Below are 15781 nucleotides of genomic sequence, written 5' to 3' on the forward strand. Positions count from 1 at the left end.
ATTGGGACGATCGCCCCGCTTCGTGTCGCCACTGTTTCGCCCCGGCTACGCCTTCAACACGTTGCCAGCCGCACCCCTCGACTCAACCCATCCCCCACCGCTGCCCGAAAAGTCGGGCACTCCGTGCCACGACTTTTCGGACTTATACCCTGACAGGCGACATGTCCGATAATTGATCGTATTTGCCGCTCCGGTGACGACCGGGGCGGACGAATCTCTCCGCGATCATGCGACTCCCGCTGACAAACGGCGGCTTTTCCATGATCGCGGAGACATTTGGTACCCATGTGTACATATTTGTTCCACGATCATGAAAACCCGCGGTGCAGGTGGCGGCTTCCGCATGATCGCGGAGAGTTCTCGTCGCGATGCCCGATGCCCGGCGCCCGGCGCTCGGCGGAATCAAGCGGCGATTGTTTCGAAAAGTCGGGCGCTTCGCGCCGCGACTTTTCGGACTTATGCCCTGTCGGGAGAAAAATCCGTTAAGTCGTGGCGCGGAGCGCCCGACTTAACGGATCGCCACAGCGCCCGGCCGCACTCAGCACGCACCGGGCCAACGCGCAGCACGCCGCAGGCGGCGCGCCGGGCGCCACCTCGTCACACCGCCTCCGCGCACCGCCGCCGCCCGCTCGCCCGACCTCCGCACCCCGCCCCGCCGCCGCGGCGCCGCTCACGCCTCCGCACCCCGCCCACCTCGCCACACCGACTCCGCACCCCGCCGCCCGCGCGCCCGACCCCCGCCGCGCCGCCCCGCCGCCCCGCCGCGCCGCCCCGCCGCCCCGCCACGCCACGCCGCCGCCGCGCGCGCCGCTCACACTCCGCGCGCCGATCCCGCCTCGGCACGACGTCTCCGCGCGCCGGCCCTGTGGCGGCCCCGCCGGGGCGGGACCGGGGCGGACCGCCACGGGCACGGGGGCGTCTGGCGGTTACGGTTCGCGGTTCAGCCGATGGTGACCACTCGGGCCCAATCGGGTGGGGTGGGTGGGACGTAGTCCGGGTTCTGCTCGTTCCAGCGCCCGGCGGTGTCGCGGGGAAACAGGCCGATCACCGTGCGGCACGGCGGGCGCGTTGCGGGCCACGGGGTCTGGCCGTCGGTAAGGGCAACGACGACGTCCGGGCGGGGTGTGGCGGTCAGCGCCCGGTCGAAGCCGGCGCGCAGGTCCGTCCCGCCGCCGCCGAGCAGTGGGAGGTCCTCGCCGCGGCAGAGTGGGACGACGCGGCCGGCGGCGGCGTCGCACGGTACGACGGTCACCAGGTCGCGGCGGCCGCCGACGGCGCGGGCGATGGCGGCGATCTCCAGCAGGGCGCTGCCGAGTTCGGCGTCGCTGACCGAGCCGGACGTGTCGACGACCACGCAGACGCGGGGCGGGCGGCGGCGCAGGCTTGGCAGGACGATGCCGGGCAGGGCGGTGGAGCGGCGGGCCGGGCGGCCGTAGGTGTAGTCGTCGCCCGCGCCGGCGGCGGAGGCGGCCGTCCGGACCGCGGCGCCGAGGAGTTCGCGCCACGGCTGCGGTGGGTGGAAGGCGGCCTCGGCCCAGCGCTGCCAGCCACGGGGCGCCGTGCCGGGGTGGCCGCGGATGCCCTCGGCCACGCGGAACCGTACCGCGTCGCGCTCCGCGTCGGTGAGGCCGTGGGCGCCGTCCGGGCCGAGGTCCCAGCCGCGTTCCAGGCCGTCGGCCCCGCTGCCGCAGTCGAGCCAGGCCCATTCCGCGGTGTACGGTCCGAGGCCGAACTGCTCCAGGTAGTCCTCCATGAGCAGGCCGGGTTCCAGGCGCAGCCGGGCGGGAACGACGGCGCCGGGCGGGGCGGGCAGGGCGGCGTCGAAGCTGTCGTCGTTGATCTCGCAGTCGGCGGCGATGTTCATCCGCAGGCGCTCGGCGGGGCCGGGCCGGTCGTGCCGCTGGGCGTACCGGTCGCCGCGGCCGTGGTGGTCCCGCAGCAGGTGCGAGACCTCGTGCACCCAGACCGCGGCGAGCTCCGTCAGCGGCGTTCGGTCCACGAACGCGGGCGAGACGTAGCAGCGCCAGTGCCGGTCGACGGCCATCGTCGGTACCGTGCCCGACTCGACCGGGTGCAGCGCGAACAGGGCCGTGGCCAGGTACGGGCGCACCCGCGCGGCGTGCAGCCGGGCCGCCAGCAGCTTGTCCAGGTCGAGCCTCACCGGGCGGCACCGGCCAGCTGGGACAGCGCGACCACCCCGGCCAGCCGCTCGATCGCCGCCGGCGGCTCCCAGTCGTCGCGGCGCAGTTCGGCGAGGGCGGTCGCGGGCACGACCACGAGGTCCGGCGGGCCGGTCTCGGCCGCCCGGGCCAGCAGCGCCCACGCCGCGTCCCAGCGGGCCCGCTCCGGGCGGCGGCGGACCGCCTCGACGACGCCGTCGAGGACCGCCTGGCGCAGGTCGCCTCGATCGGGAAGTACCGCCGCCGGGTCTTGCAACAGATCCTCCGGATCGGGCAGCTCCATGCGGTCCAGCGCGGCCAGGAGCTCCAGCCCGGGACCGTCCCCGACCGTGCCGCGGACCAGCATCGACAGCACGTCCCGGGCGGCGCCGGCGGCGGTGGCGAACGCGACGAGCCGCAGGGCCATGTCCCAGCTGCGCGGCGAGGGCCAGGCACCGCCGCGGCGGGCCTCGGTGCTGGGCAGCTTGTGTACCAGCGCGGGCCGGGCGGCGAGCAGGCCGCACACGCCGCGGCGGGCGAAGTCGACGGCCGGGCCGAGCCGCTGCGGGTCGAGCCGGGGCAGCTGCGCCCGCGGCCAGGTACCGCCGAGGCCCCGGACCACGACCGCGTGGTCGTAGGTCCACTGCAGGTGCACGAACCGGTTGGCCAGCGGCGCGCTGAGCTCCCACCCGTCGGCCGCGGACCCGCGCGGGTTGGCGGCGGCGACGATCCGCACGCCGGGCGGCAGGCGCAGCGCGCCGACCCGCCGCTCCAGCACCAGCCGGAGCAGGGCCGCCTGGACGGCCGGCGGGGCGGTGGACAGTTCGTCGAGGAACAGCAGCCCGTGCCCGGCCCGCACCAGCCGCACGGCCCAGTCCGGTGGCGCCATGGGTACACCTTGCACGGCCGGATCGGCGCCGATGATCGGCAGCCCGGAGAAGTCCGACGGCTCGTGCACGGAGGCGATGACGGTGGTCAGCGGCAGGCCGAGGGTCTCCGCGAGCTGGTTGAGCGCGGCGGTCTTGCCGATGCCCGGCTCGCCCCACAGCAGGACGGGCAGGTCGGCCGATACGGCGAGCATGAGGGCTTCGAGCTGCGGATCCCGGCTCGGCTCGCTCCCCGTGTCCGCAAGGATCTCAAGCAGTTGCGCAGCAATGTCCATGGATCGATTCACCACCTTAAACGATTTTTCGGATATGTCGGATTTATCGGTACTACTAGTGCCACGCGAACCGCGCACCGTCACGCCAAGCGCCAGCGCTCCCCCCGGGCGCAACCTCTGATCCGCGCGGCCGGGCGGACGTATGTCTCCGTGATCATGATGTCCGCGGTAGCCGCACACCGGGTTTGCCATGATCCCGGAGACTTTCGGTACACGGGGGTACATCAGCGCTCCGTGATCATGAGAAACCGTTGGTGTCGGTGCCAGTTGCGCATGATCGCGGAGACTTCCGGTCGCCGCGCCGTGCGGCGCTCGACGGGTGGGACGTGATCGCCGACCGTGCCCACCGTGGGACGCGCAGGTCGGCACCACACGGTCGCCGGCGAGCATCGGCGCGGCGCGGCACCCCGTGCAGCGCGGGTTGTCGGCAGGGGCTGCTGGGCACTCAGCCCGGCGCTGCACGCGCCACGCCCGACGGGACTCGCGCCACGCCAGACAGGACTCGCGCCACGCCCGACAGGACTCGCGCCACGCCAGACAGGACTCGCGCCACGCCAGACAGGACTCGCGCCACGCCAGACAGGACTCGCGCCACGCCAGACAGGACTCGCGCCGCGACCGACGGGACTCGCGCCACGCCCGGCGGGACGTGCTACCGGGGACCGCTGGGCACCCAAGCGGCCCTTCCGGAGCGGGGCGTTGACAGGGGCTGCTGGGCCCAGGTCAGCGAGACCATTCGCCCGGCCAGTGCGGCCGCGCGCCGGGCGGCGCGGGGCGTTGGCGGGGGCTGCCGGGCGGCCAGGCTGGCCCGGCCGGTGCCGCGCGCGGCGCGGGTCGTCGGCGGTGGTGGTTGCTGAGGGCCCAGGCCGGTGCGGAACAGCCCGTGCTGGATGCGCCGCCCCGCCGCCGCTTCGAGGGCGTCCAGCAACGCGCCGCCGGGGAGCGAAGCGGCCGGGCCGAGCAGCCGCTCGACGGTGCGCAGCGCCCCGGCCGCGTCGCCGTGGTCGAGGCGGGCCCGCACGTCGTCGAGGTTCTCCGGGTGCTCGTGCGCCTCGGCGATGGCCCGCAGGCAGGGCAGCGGCGGGCCGCCGAGCGCGGCGAGCAGTTGCTCCCGGCGGAGCTCCTCCGGGCCGTGGTCGAGCGCGGTGAGCACCCCGCCGGCGAGCCCGATGCGGTGCCGGGCGCCGCGGCACTCGACGAGTCGTGGGGCGTCGTCGTCGGGGGGCGGTACCACCGCGTCGGATGGTGCCAGCGCGGCGGCGACGAGCGGGTGCAGCCGGTCGGCGGTGATGAGGCCGGCGCGGAGCAGTTGGAGGTCGGGCGCGGGCCAGGTCGCGGCGTAGGGCAGCACCGGCAAGCCGACGTCCCGCCGGGTCGCCGCTCGGAGGCCGCCGCCGGCCCGCACGACCAGCCGCCGCTTGCCGCCGAGGCGGACGAGCACCTCGGTGCCCGGCCGGTCGTCGGCGCGCCGCAGCAGCTCCGCCTCGGCGGCGCGGTCGGCGCCGGCCCGCGCGGCCAGTTCGCCGGACCGGGTCGCGTCCCAGAGGTGCCGGTGCAGGTCGAGCCGGAAGTGGGGGTCGGGCCGCGGGTGCGGATGGTGCCGTTCGGGCGTGCCGTCCCACAGCGCCAGGCTGATCCGCTGCCCGGCCGCGGCCCAGCCGGGCGCGGTGCGGGCGACGAGGCACGGGGCCCGCTCGCCGGAGCCGTACCGGGCAAGGGAGACGGTGAGCCCGGGGCGCAGCAGGCCGTCGGGCGCGATCCGCGGCATGTGCCACCGGAGGAGGTCGGGCGCGAGCCGCCGCAGGTCGCGGCGCACGGTCCGGGCGAACTCACGCCCGTGCGCATCGGCCAGCGCCCGAAGATTGAGATCGACGTCGACCCGCGCCGCCGCGCAGGCCCCGCCCCAGTCGCCGACGGCGCGCCGAGCGGCCGCGGTGACGATCATCGGCTGCGGTACGGCGAATGCACGCACCCGCAGCCAGTAGCCCAGAGGATTTACGTCCGCCGGCAGAGTGCTCATCAGCACTCACCTTCAGCGAACGAGACCCCCGTCCTGCTCGAGTTGGTACTCATCGCGGATCAGGGTACCAGCGTTCAGTCGTCGCCGGCGATGGACAGGGTCGGGGTGTCAAGCACGCAGGTCACCGCGGCCCGCACCGCGCCGCCGCCGGAGCGGGCCTTGAAGCGCAGCGACGCCGTCGGTGCCGGGCCGCGCGCCACGTGGTCGGCCTCGTAGCCGGCCCGCGGGATCCACGAGACGAGGGTGGCCAGGCCGCCGTCGCAGGAGGCGACGATGCTGCCGCCGTCGGTGGCCAGCGCGCGGGTCGTGTCCGCGGACGGCACCGGCGCGGCCGAGGGCGGCGGCTGCGGCGCGGACGAGGACGGGGCCGGGGCGGGGGCCGGCGACAGCTGCGCCTCGACCTCGGCCTCGCGCAGCGGCGCGTCCGACGGGCCGAACAGCCCGCGGCGCAGCGAGCTCACCGCCCCGATCGACACCGCCGTCGCCAGCGCCGCGGCCGCCAGCCACGCGCCCACCGCCAGTGGCCACCGCATCCTCATGCCGCCCAGTCTGCGCCCGGCCGCGCTAAGCGATGGTTAACCGGGCGATAAGCCGGACGGTGGAGCGTATCCACCGATCGGTCGATGCCGGCATGCACCGTCTGCGCCGCCGCGCGGTCGATCCGCCGCGGCGCGGCCGGCCGCACCCTGGACGGCGTGAACGTCATAACAGTCACGGAGCTGCGGAAGCGGTACGGCGGGCGGAACGTGGTCGACGGCGTCTCGTTCACCGTCGGCGAGGGCGAGATCTTCGGCATCCTCGGCCCGAACGGGGCCGGCAAGACCACCACGGTCGAGTGCATCGCCGGCCTGCGTCGCCCCGACGGCGGCGCGATCAGCGTGCTGGGCCTGGATCCCCGGCGCGACCGGGCCGAGCTGCGGCACCGGCTGGGCATGCAGCTGCAGGAGAGTCACCTGCCCGACCGGCTGACCGTGGCCGAGGCGCTGGAGCTCTACGCCACGTTCTACCGGGACCCGGCCGACTGGCCGGCGCTGCTCGCCGACCTCGGCCTGGCCGGCCAGCGGCGCACCCGGTTCGGCAAGCTCTCCGGCGGCCAGAAACAGCGGGTGTCCATCGCGCTCGCGCTGGTGGGCAACCCGCGCGTGGCGGTGCTCGACGAGCTGACCACGGGGCTGGACCCGCAGGCCCGCCGCGACACCTGGGAGGTGGTCGAGCAGATCCGCGCCCGCGGCGTGACGGTCGTGCTCGTCACCCACTTCATGGACGAGGCCGAGCGGCTCTGCGACCGGGTCGCGCTGCTCGACGCCGGCCGCGCCGTCGCGGTCGACACGCCGGCCGGGCTGGTGTCCAGGGTGGACGCCGAGCAGCGGATGCGGTTCCGCCCGGCCGGCCCGCTGGACGACCGGCTGCTCACCGGCCTGCCCGAGGTCACCGGCGTGACCCGGCAAGGTACCACGGTGATCGTGACCGGCACCGGCAACCTGGTGCAGGCCGTGATCGCGGCGCTGGCCCGCAACCAGATCGTCGCGGCCGAGCTGCGGGTGGAGCAGTCCACCCTGGACGATGCCTTCCTGGCGCTCACCGGACGCCGGCCCGACACCGAACAAGGAGCCTGACGTTGTCCGGACTGACCCGCCTGACGGCCGTGGAGTTGCGGCTGTTCCTGCGCGAACCCAACGCCTACCTCTGGAGCGTGGGCCTCCCCGTGGTGCTGCTGGTGATCCTGGGCGGCGTGCCCGCCTTCCGCAAGCCCGACCCGAAGCTCGACGGGCTGCGCGTCATCGACCTCTACGTGCCGATCATCGCGGTCATGGGCCTGGCCGGGATGGCGCTGTTCGCCACCCCGCTGCTGCTGGCCCAGTACCGCGAGCAGGGCGTGCTGCGCCGGCTGGCGACGACGCCGGTCGGGCCCGGGCGGGTGCTCGGCGCGCAGGTCGCGGTGCAGGCCACGCTCGCCGTCGCCACGGTGATCGTGCTGTACGTGGTGGCCTCCGCCGGGCTCGGCGTGCGGCCGCCGGGCCAGGTGCTCGGCCTGGTGCTGGTGTTCCTGCTCACCGGCGCCGCCATGTTCGGGCTGGGGCTGCTCATCGGCGCGGTGGCGCCGTCCAGCCGCGCCGCGAGCGGGATCGGCAGCGTGCTGTTCTTCCCGCTGATGTTCTTCGCCGGGCTGTGGGCGCCGCGCGAGGTGATGTCCGGCGCGCTGCTGCGGATCAGCGACTGCACCCCGCTCGGCGCGGCGGTGCAGGGGCTGCGGGACACCGCGGACGGCGGCTGGCCGTCCGGCCCGAGCGTCGCGGTGCTGGTGGGCTACGCCGCGCTCACCGGGCTGCTGGCCGTGCGCTGCTTCCGCTGGGAATGAATCTGCGATGGGGTGGAGCCATGACGACCGAGCCGGCCGTGCTGCCCGAGATGCCCGAGTCCCGGCTGCGCCTGCGGCGGTTCCTGACGCCGCTGCCGTACATCCTGCTCGGCTGCTCCACGGCGCTGGCCCTGCTGGCCCCCGGGCAGACCGCGCGCGACCGGCTGGTCACCGCGGCGCTGGCCACGGCCGCCGCCGCCTGGGCGCTGCTGATGTACTCGCTGCGCCCGCCGGCGTGGAAGCGGCGGACCGGGCCGATGCTGCTCTACGCCGGCGTGCAGCTGGCCCTGGTGGGGGTGCTGCTGACCCGCCAGCCGATCTTCTTCGTCTTCGCCACCATCGGCTTCGTCCAGGCCTACGAGGTACTGCCGCCGCGGTGGGCCTTCCTCGAAGTCTTCCTGACCTCGGTGCTGATCAACGGGCTGGCGTTCGGCGTGCCGGACACCGTGGCGTGGGTCACGACGTCGGCGACGGTCGTGGCCCTGCAGACGTTCCTGATCGGATGGTTCGGCTACCTGGGGTACCGCTTCAACGAGCAGACCGAGCAGCGGCGCATCGCGGTCACCCGGCTGCGGACCGCGCTCGCCGAGAACGCGGGCCTGCACGCCCAGCTCGTCGAGCAGGCGCGGGAGGCCGGCGTCAACGACGAGCGGCAGCGGATGGCCCGCGAGATCCACGACACCCTCGCCCAGGGGCTGACCGGCATCATCACGCAGCTGCAGGCCGCCGAGCGGGTGCGCGACGATCCGCGGCTGTGGCGCCACCACGTCGACCAGGTGCACACGCTGGCCCGGGAGAGCCTGGCGGCGGCCCGCCGCTCGGTCGCCGCGCTGGGCCCGCGCGAGCTGGAGGAGGCGCGGCTGCCCGACGCGGTGGCCGACCTGGCCGCGCGGTGGTCGCGGACGTCGGGCGTGGGCGTCCGGGTGGAGACCACCGGTGAGGCCCGGACGCTGCACACCGAGATCGAGATCACGCTGTTCCGCGCCGCGCAGGAGGCGCTGGCCAACGTCGCCAAGCACGCCCGCGCCCTTACGGCGGCGGTCACCCTGTCCTACCTGGACGATGTGGTGATGCTCGACGTCCGCGACGACGGCGCCGGCTTCGATCCCGCGGCGGTGCCGGCCGGTGGCGGCGCCGACGGCAGCGGCTTCGGCCTGCGCGGCGTCCGCCAGCGGGTGGAGCGGGTGCAGGGCACCCTCACCATCGAGAGCGAGCCGGGCGACGGGACCGCCGTCAACGTCACCGTACCGGCCCTGTCCCCGGAAGCGAGGCCGGCATGACCCAGCCACCCATCCGCCTGCTCATCGTCGACGACCATCCGATCGTGCGCGACGGGCTGCGTGGTGCCTTCGCCGGTACCGCCGAGTTCGAGGTCGTCGGCGTCGCCGCCGACGGCGCCGCGGCGGTCGCGCGGGCCGTCGAGCTGCGCCCGGACGTCGTGCTCATGGACCTGCGCATGCCCGGGGTGGACGGCGCCGAGGCGATCCGGCGGCTCCGGCTGCGGGCGCCGGCGGTGCGGGTGCTGGTCCTCACCACCTTCGACACCGACTCCGACGTGCTGCCCGCGATCGAGGCCGGCGCCACCGGGTACCTGCTGAAGGACGCCCCGGTGGAGGACCTGCTGCGCGCGGTGCGCTCGGCCGCGCGCGGCGAGTCGGTGCTGGCGCCGGCGGTGGCCGGGCGCCTCATGGGCCGGGTCCGCCGGCCGGCGTCCGGCGGCACGCTGAGCCAGCGGGAGCTGCAGGTGCTCAAGCTGATCGCGGACGGGGCCACCAACCGGGAGGCGGCCACGAAGCTGCTCATCAGCGAGGCGAGCATCAAGACGCACCTGCTGCACATCTACGACAAGCTCGGGGTCCGCGACCGGGCCGGGGCGGTCGCCGAGGCGTTCCGCCGCGGCCTGGTCGCGTAGCCGCCGATCCGGAATCCGGCGACGGCGCGACGAGGAACCCGCGCCCCGGGGCGAGCTACTGGCCGTGCTCGATGGCCGCGACGGCGGTGCGGGCGGCGGCGAGGAAGGCGTCGTCGAGGTGGCCGAGGCCGCCGATCGGCGAGCGCTCGAAGTCCTCGACGAACGGGCACCACGGATGCTCGGCGACCCCGCGCAGCTCCGGCAGCGCCGCCGCGGCGGCCGGGCCCATCTCGGTCAGGAGCGTGAAGGCGGCCGCCCAGCGGTAGCCCGGCGGCCGGGGCGTGACCTCCTTGAGCAGCGGCGCGATCAGCCCGTCGGCGCGGCCGGTCAGCCGCCAGACGGCCCGGGCGGCGGGCACCCGGCACCGCGGGGTCGGGTCGGCCAGCAGCGGCGTGAGCAGCGGTACCAGGTCGGGGTCGCCGAGCTCCGCGGCCAGATCGGCGGCCTGGTCGCCGCGGTGCTGCGGGGTGCGCTGCCGCAGTCCGCCGGCGGCGAGCTCGAGCACCCGCCGCACGGTCGGGGTGACCTCGTCGGCCGCGCCGGTCAGCCGCCACGCCGCCCGGGCCAGGCCGAGGAAGTCGCGGTGCGCGGTGAGCAGCGCGCGGATCTCGGGCAGCAGCGGCCGCGCGTGCTCGCCGAGCCCGTCGAGCAGGGCGACGGCGTCGTCGTACGGGACGTGGTGGTAGCCCTCGGCCGGCGCGCGGTCGTGGAGCTTGGCCAGCGCGGCCCGGGCGGCGTCGAGCGCCGGGCCGGGGTCGCCGCCGATGCGCAGGATGGCGAGGCGCTCCTCGACGTGGTGGACCCGGAACGGGGACCGCTCGGTGAGGGGGCCGGCGCCGTCGGCGGCGGTCCGCAGCCGGGGCAGCGCGCCGGCCGCGGCCGGGCCGATCGCGGCGAGCGCCTGCACGACCAGCGGTGCCAGGCCGTCACCCGCCAGCAGCCGGGGCACCACGGCGTCGGCGGCCGGGCCCCAGGCGGCGACCAGCCACCGGATGCTGTTTCCCCAGCTCTCCGCCGGGGCCGTGGCCGCCAGGGCCGCCCCGAACGCCGGGTCGTACGCGATGAACGGGCCGGACGGGCGGCCGGTGACGCCGGAGAGCACGTCGAGGACGTTGCCGGCGGTCACCAGGGCCGGACCGCGCGGGTCGCCGAGGTGGACCAGGGCGCGGATCGCGGGGACGGTGGCGGATCGGGCGAGCGCGCCGGCGGCCGGGCGGGCGGCCTCGCCGGCCTCGTGCAGCGCCGTGGCGGCGAGCTCGCCGACCTCGGCCGACGGGTCGGCGAGCGCGGTGGCCAGCACCGGCACCAGGAGGGGGCGGGCGGCCCGGTGTACCTTCACCACCCAGGCCGACGCCCGCGCCGCCTCCTGCCGGATCGGCGCCGAGGAGGACTGGAGCAGCATCACCAGCACCGCCGCGCAGTCGGTGCCGCGCTTGCCCAGGGCCGCGACGAGGTCCTGCAGCGGGCTCGCGGCCGTGCCCCACCACCAGCACCGCTCCAGCGGCTCACCATCGGCCCAGCCGGCCCGGACGGCCTCGGTGGCCGCGGCGGACCACGGCCGGTCGGAGCGGGCGAGGATGAGCGCGGCGGCCGCGCGGACCGGGGCGGGCTGGTCCGCGGACAGCGCCTCGGCGGCGAGGCCGGACGCCGGCTCCAGCCACGCCACGGCGGCGAGGATGCGCGCCTTCGTCTGCGGGTCGGTCTCCACGCCGAGGCGGGCGCGCAGGGCCGGGGCGCTGTCCCGCTTGCGTTTCGGGCACTGCGACAGCGCGAACGCCACGCCGTCACGCACGCCCGGGTCGGCGTCGTCGAGCAGCGGCAGCAGGCGGTCGGCCTCGGCCGTCACCGCGGCCCGGACCGCGGCGACGTGCTTCGTGCGCTGGTTGCCGTGGGCGGCCAGCTCGCCGAGCAGCCGGGCGAGCTCGGCCCGGTGGTGGGTGGCGCCGGCGGCGAGCAGCTCGGCGAGGAACGGCACGACCGGCGCGGACGCCGAGTAGGTCGTGCCCTGGTGGCAGACCGCCCCGGCGAGCAGCCGGCGCGCCTTGGCGGCCGCCTCGGCGTCCGGGCCGGCCATCGCGCGGATCAGCGCCGGCGCGTCGGTCACCGGGCCGTAGGCGCCGTGCAGCCGGGTCCAGTCCACGGCATCGAGAGCGTTCAACATTCGACGAACCTAGCGGGCGTCGTGCCGGACGTTGTGCTGGACGAGGATCACCCGGACCGGGCCGGGCACGGCGCGCCGCCAGCGGTGGCGCAGGCCGCCCTCGTAGTAGAGGCTGCCGCGGGCCTCCAGGACGGTCAGCGCGCCCTCCACGTCGACCTCGATCGTGCCGTCGGCGACGTAGAGGAACTCGTCGCCGGCGTGGATGAAGTACTCGTCGAACTCGTCCGGGGCGCCGGTGAACTCCAGCGGCAGCATCGGCCGCTCGCCGTGGACGAGCGAGCGGACGGTACCGCCGGGCGAGTCGACGCTGGGCAGCGACGGCTCGCCGGGCACCACCGAGACCGGCTCGTCGCCGGGCAGGGCCAGCAGGGCCTGGGCGGTCGTGCCCAGCGCGGCGGCGAGGGCGGTCAGGGAGCGCATGCTGGGGCGGGCCACGCCGCGCTCGACCTGGCTCAGGAACGGGTGGCTCAGCCCGGCCCGCCCGGCCAGGTCCACCAGCGTGAGGCCGAGGCCGTGCCGGCGCGCCCGGATCGTGCCGCCGAGGCGGCGCAGCAGCTCCTCATCGTCCACCGCGGCGCCGCTCACCGCGAAACATCGCCGGCGAGGCGCTCGGCCACCAGCGCCAGCAGGGCGCGGTCGGCGCCGGGCGGGGCGACCAGGGCGAGGCCGGCCGGCGGGGAGGCGCCGGTCGGCACCGCGACGCTGGGCAGCCCGTAGGCGCTGGCCGGCACCGCGCAGCGCAGCGTGTCGCGGCGCCAGTCGTCGCGGCCGGCCGGGCCGAGCCCGCGCGGGTGCCCGGGGCCGCCGGCCGGCAGGGCCAGCCAGGCGTCGTCGCCGAGCAGTTCCAGCAGCTCGGCCCGCCAGGCGGCGATGCGGGCCCGGGCGTCGGCCTCCTCGCCGGCCGAGACCTGGGCGCCGAAGCGGAACCGGCCCTCGACGTCGGGGGCGAGGGCGCGCGGGTGCGCCTCGATCCAGGCGCCCTGCCCGCGCCACGCCTCGGCGGCCTGGACCCGGCGGAAGGCCAGCAGCAGCGGGTCGGGATCGTCCCAGGTGGACAGCGTCACCTCGGTCACCGGCAGGCCGAGCGTCGCGGCGGCACCCGAAGTACCCCCGAGACAGAACAAACGCCGGGGAGCGAGCGCGGGACCGGGCGGGAGCAGCACGTCGCCCACCGCCGCCAGGGTGCGCGCGTCGCGGGTGATCCAGCCGACCGTGTCGAACGACGGGGCGAGGGGCAGCACGCCCTCGGTCGGCACCGCCCCGTGCGTCGGCCGCAGGCCGAACAGCCCGCAGCAGGAGGCCGGCACCCGGATCGAGCCGCCGGTGTCGGTGCCGAGCCCGACGTCGGCGTGGCCGCTCGCCACGGCCGAGGCCGGGCCGCTGGACGAGCCGCCGGTGACCAGGCCGGGCGCGGCCGGGTTCGGCGGGGTGCCGTAGTGCGCGTTGATGCCCGACAGCGAATACGCCAGCTCGTCGGTGTGCGCGATGCCCTGCACGACGGCGCCCGCGGCGCGCAGCCGGGCCACCGCCGGGGCGTCCTCGGCGGCCGGCAGCGCCTCGGCCAGCCAGGCCGGGTTGCCGCCGCCGACCGCGAACCCGGTCACGGCGAAGAGGTCCTTCACCGCCACGCGGAGCCCGTCCAGCGGGCCGCGTCCGGTGGCCGGCGCCAGCGGCATGCCGTTGACCCGCCAGACGGTGGGGTCAGCTGTCACGTTGAGAGGGTACTGCCTGGCGATCCCGCCCACGCCCCGCCGACGGCTTCCTAGGATCCTAGTTCCAGTCCATCGCTCAGGGCGAGCAGGCGCTTTCGCAGCGCCATGTCCAGCTCCTCGGGCAGTTGCAGGAAGCCCGCCGAGGTGTACACGCGGTGATGCTCGTTCGGCCGGTAGGACACCGGCACCGGCGCGCCGTCGCGCACCCGGACCGCGCCCAGCACGTCCTCGGGCGGCACCGAGCCGGCCGGATCCGGGGTGCGGCCGTCGAGGATGTAGAGCCAGCCCTCCCCGATCCCGGCCGCCTGCTCGCGCACCGCGGCCACGCCGAACACGTCGTCGGCGATCGTCTCGTGCAGGAACCGCACGAACGCCGGATTCTCCTCGAAGTGGTCCGGCGGCATGCCCTCGAGCGCCGGCACACCGAGGGCCAGCAGGCCGTACACCGCCTCGGTGAACAGCCCGTGCGCGGACACCTCGTCCGGGGTGAGCGGCGACACGAGGTGGCGGACGCGGTCGCCGAGGACCACCTCGTAGACGTACGGCATGTCGGCCACGCTACGGGAATACCCGCGCTGGGCGCGGTGTTGACCAAGGTCTGTGAGTGAACTTCCACTTTCCGTGCTCGACGTCGCACCCGTCGCGGTCAACGGGTCCAACGGCGAGGCACTGCGCCACACGACCGAGCTGGCCCGGCGGGTCGAGCGGCTCGGATACCGACGCTTCTGGGTCGCCGAGCACCACAACATGCCCGCGATCGCGAGCTCGACGCCGGCCGTCCTGCTCGCGCACCTGGCGGCCGCCACGTCCACCATCCGGGTCGGCTCCGGCGGGGTGATGCTGCCCAACCACGCGCCGCTGGTGGTGGCCGAGCAGTTCGGCACCCTGGAGGCGCTGCACCCGGGCCGCATCGACCTGGGTATCGGCCGGGCGCCCGGCACCGACCAGTACACCGCCCTGGCCCTGCGCCGCACGATGGAGGGGCTGTCGGCGGAGAACTTCCCGCAGGAGCTGCAGGACCTCATCGCGTACTTCGAAGGCGGCACCCGCATCCTCGCCTCGCCCGGCAAGGGCGACAAGCCCGAGGTGTGGCTGCTCGGCTCCAGCGGCTTCAGCGCCCAGCTGGCCGGGGTGCTGGGCCTGCCGTTCGCGTTCGCGCACCACTTCAGCGCGCAGAACACGCTGCCCGCGCTGGCCCTCTACCGCCAGCACTTCCGCCCGTCGCAGTGGCTGTCCGAGCCGTATGCGATGGTCGCGGTCAGCGCGATCGCCGCGCCCACCGACGAGGAGGCCGAGTTCCTGTCCGGCCCGAGCGCGCTGTCGTTCCTGCGGCTGCGCTCCGGGCGGCCCGAGCCGCTGGCCACGCCCGAGGAGGCGGCCGCCTATCCCTACAGCGAGCGGGAGCGGGAGTTCGTGCTGTCCCGGCGCGAGGGGCAGGCGCTGGGCTCCCCGGAGACGGTCCGCAAGCAGCTGAGCGAGCTGCTCGAGGCCACCCAGGCCGACGAGTTCATGCTCACCTGCATGGTGTACGACCTGGAGGCGCGCGCCCGCTCGTTCGAGCTCATCCGCGACGAGGTGGCCCCGTCGCTGCACAAGCCGGGGAGCTGACCCCCTAGACATCGACGGCCTTGGCCCGGGACGGTACCGTCTCCCGATTACGGACGTTACGCCGGATGGCGGACACGGCGGTCTTCAGCGAAGATGGCGGACGATCTTGTGGCCGAGGCGAGGTGGGGGCGCACGTGAACAAGACGTGGGTGCGGCTGCGGCCGGTGCTCGAGGGTGACCTGGCGATGTTCCGGCGGTTCGCGACCGAGCCCGGCCTGGCCGGCGCGGCCTGGACCGGCTACCAGGAGCCCAACGGCCCGGCCCGCCGCTTCGCGCAGGACGGCTACCTCGGCGCCGACGACGGCCGGCTCATGATCGAGGCCGACGAGACCGCGGCCGGTTACGTGGGCTGGTCGTCGATCGGCTCGGGCCTGGCGCAGTACTGGGGCGTCGGCATCGTGCTGCTGCCGGAGTGGCGCGGCCGCGGCGTCGGCTGGCGCGCCCAGCAACTGCTGTGCGACTACCTGTTCGCCAGCTCCCCGGCCCAGCGCATCGAGGCCCGCGTCCAGCCCGAGAACATCGCCGAGCAGAAGGCGCTGGAGAAGGTCGGCTTCGTCAACGAGGGCACCCTGCGCAACGCCGACTTCCGCGACGGCGGCTGGCACAACATCCTCGTCTACGGCAAGCTGCGCAGCGACCGCTGAGGCGCATGATCGGCCCGCCGGCGGGCAGCGTGGGCTGACAGCCG

14 protein-coding genes and 1 pseudogene are annotated in these 15781 nt (G+C 75.6%); 7 read left to right on the plus strand and 8 right to left on the minus strand.

Features of this window, described 5'->3' with window-relative positions:
• Positions 1–940: 940 nt before the first annotated feature.
• Both ACQPXD_RS40525 and ACQPXD_RS40530 read right to left on the minus strand, forming a co-directional pair.
• Positions 941–2161 (minus strand): vWA domain-containing protein, encoded by a 1221-nt coding sequence (locus tag ACQPXD_RS40525; protein ID WP_432827714.1) that lies wholly within the window; start codon positions 2159–2161, stop codon positions 941–943.
• On the minus strand, positions 2158–3321 hold the full coding sequence (locus tag ACQPXD_RS40530) for an AAA family ATPase (protein WP_432827716.1): 1164 nt from the start codon (positions 3319–3321) through the stop codon (positions 2158–2160). The genes ACQPXD_RS40525 and ACQPXD_RS40530 overlap by 4 nt, the downstream gene beginning before the upstream one ends.
• A gap of 348 nt (positions 3322–3669) precedes the next feature.
• On the opposite strand from ACQPXD_RS40530, the pseudogene ACQPXD_RS40535 reads away from it, so the two are divergent.
• Positions 3670–3894: pseudogene (locus tag ACQPXD_RS40535) on the plus strand (DUF1720 domain-containing protein); the annotation flags it as partial.
• 79 nt (positions 3895–3973) lie between these two features.
• Here ACQPXD_RS40535 and ACQPXD_RS40540 read toward each other — a convergent pair.
• Together ACQPXD_RS40540 and ACQPXD_RS40545 are read right to left on the minus strand one after the other, a co-directional pair.
• Positions 3974–5341 carry a hypothetical protein gene (locus ACQPXD_RS40540; RefSeq protein WP_432827718.1) on the minus strand — a complete coding sequence of 456 codons (1368 nt, stop codon included), beginning with the start codon at positions 5339–5341 and terminating at the stop codon, positions 3974–3976.
• A gap of 74 nt (positions 5342–5415) precedes the next feature.
• Complete coding sequence (locus tag ACQPXD_RS40545) at positions 5416–5880, minus strand: hypothetical protein (RefSeq protein WP_432827720.1); 465 nt, start codon at positions 5878–5880, stop codon at positions 5416–5418.
• A gap of 156 nt (positions 5881–6036) precedes the next feature.
• Between ACQPXD_RS40545 and ACQPXD_RS40550 the strand changes: the two genes are divergently transcribed.
• Genes ACQPXD_RS40550 through ACQPXD_RS40565 form a run of 4 tightly spaced genes read left to right on the plus strand, consistent with a single transcriptional unit; the run spans position 6037 to position 9612 of the window.
• Positions 6037–6957, plus strand: coding sequence for an ABC transporter ATP-binding protein (locus tag ACQPXD_RS40550; protein WP_432827722.1), 921 nt, complete (start codon positions 6037–6039; stop codon positions 6955–6957).
• A gap of 2 nt (positions 6958–6959) precedes the next feature.
• The gene (locus ACQPXD_RS40555; RefSeq protein WP_432827724.1) at positions 6960–7700 is read left to right on the plus strand and encodes an ABC transporter permease; all 741 of its coding nucleotides are present in this window, start codon (positions 6960–6962) and stop codon (positions 7698–7700) included.
• 20 nt (positions 7701–7720) lie between these two features.
• Positions 7721–8980, plus strand: coding sequence for a sensor histidine kinase (locus ACQPXD_RS40560; RefSeq protein ID WP_432827726.1), 1260 nt, complete (start codon positions 7721–7723; stop codon positions 8978–8980).
• Positions 8977–9612, plus strand: a complete 636-nt coding sequence (locus ACQPXD_RS40565; protein WP_432827728.1) for a response regulator — start codon at positions 8977–8979, stop codon at positions 9610–9612. Before ACQPXD_RS40560 ends, ACQPXD_RS40565 begins: the two co-directional genes overlap by 4 nt.
• A gap of 55 nt (positions 9613–9667) precedes the next feature.
• On the opposite strand, the gene ACQPXD_RS40570 is transcribed toward ACQPXD_RS40565, so the two are convergent.
• The 4 genes from ACQPXD_RS40570 to ACQPXD_RS40585 are packed head-to-tail and all read right to left on the minus strand — an operon-like array spanning position 9668 to position 14033.
• Positions 9668–11773 carry a hypothetical protein gene (locus ACQPXD_RS40570; RefSeq protein WP_432827730.1) on the minus strand — a complete coding sequence of 702 codons (2106 nt, stop codon included), beginning with the start codon at positions 11771–11773 and terminating at the stop codon, positions 9668–9670.
• Between the two features lie 9 nt (positions 11774–11782).
• Complete coding sequence (locus tag ACQPXD_RS40575; protein WP_432827732.1) at positions 11783–12358, minus strand: helix-turn-helix domain-containing protein; 576 nt, start codon at positions 12356–12358, stop codon at positions 11783–11785.
• On the minus strand, positions 12355–13485 hold the full coding sequence (locus tag ACQPXD_RS40580; protein WP_432827734.1) for an amidase family protein: 1131 nt from the start codon (positions 13483–13485) through the stop codon (positions 12355–12357). The genes ACQPXD_RS40575 and ACQPXD_RS40580 overlap by 4 nt, the downstream gene beginning before the upstream one ends.
• Positions 13486–13535: 50 nt before the next feature.
• Complete coding sequence (locus tag ACQPXD_RS40585; RefSeq protein WP_432827736.1) at positions 13536–14033, minus strand: hypothetical protein; 498 nt, start codon at positions 14031–14033, stop codon at positions 13536–13538.
• Between the two features lie 52 nt (positions 14034–14085).
• Here ACQPXD_RS40585 and ACQPXD_RS40590 point away from each other — a divergent pair, with 52 nt between their 5' ends.
• The gene (locus ACQPXD_RS40590) at positions 14086–15093 is read left to right on the plus strand and encodes an LLM class flavin-dependent oxidoreductase (RefSeq protein ID WP_432827738.1); all 1008 of its coding nucleotides are present in this window, start codon (positions 14086–14088) and stop codon (positions 15091–15093) included.
• A 134-nt stretch (positions 15094–15227) separates the two neighbouring features.
• Complete coding sequence (locus ACQPXD_RS40595) at positions 15228–15737, plus strand: GNAT family N-acetyltransferase (RefSeq protein WP_432827740.1); 510 nt, start codon at positions 15228–15230, stop codon at positions 15735–15737.
• Positions 15738–15781: the final 44 nt, after the last annotated feature.

The sequence above is a fragment of the Dactylosporangium sp. CA-092794 genome (assembly GCF_050948465.1).
GTDB lineage: Bacteria > Actinomycetota > Actinomycetes > Mycobacteriales > Micromonosporaceae > Dactylosporangium.

Bases quoted from the DNA above. Each gene is read 5' to 3' on its own strand.
- ACQPXD_RS40530 (WP_432827716.1), bottom strand. From the start codon at position 3,321: ATGGACATTGCTGCGCAACTGCTTGAGATCCTTGCGGACACGGGGAGC.
- ACQPXD_RS40565 (WP_432827728.1), top strand. From the start codon at position 8,977: ATGACCCAGCCACCCATCCGCCTGCTCATCGTCGACGACCATCCGATC.
- ACQPXD_RS40545 (WP_432827720.1), bottom strand. From the start codon at position 5,880: ATGAGGATGCGGTGGCCACTGGCGGTGGGCGCGTGGCTGGCGGCCGCG.
- ACQPXD_RS40540 (WP_432827718.1), bottom strand. From the start codon at position 5,341: ATGAGCACTCTGCCGGCGGACGTAAATCCTCTGGGCTACTGGCTGCGG.
- ACQPXD_RS40560 (WP_432827726.1), top strand. From the start codon at position 7,721: ATGACGACCGAGCCGGCCGTGCTGCCCGAGATGCCCGAGTCCCGGCTG.
- ACQPXD_RS40585 (WP_432827736.1), bottom strand. From the start codon at position 14,033: ATGCCGTACGTCTACGAGGTGGTCCTCGGCGACCGCGTCCGCCACCTC.
- ACQPXD_RS40570 (WP_432827730.1), bottom strand. From the start codon at position 11,773: ATGTTGAACGCTCTCGATGCCGTGGACTGGACCCGGCTGCACGGCGCC.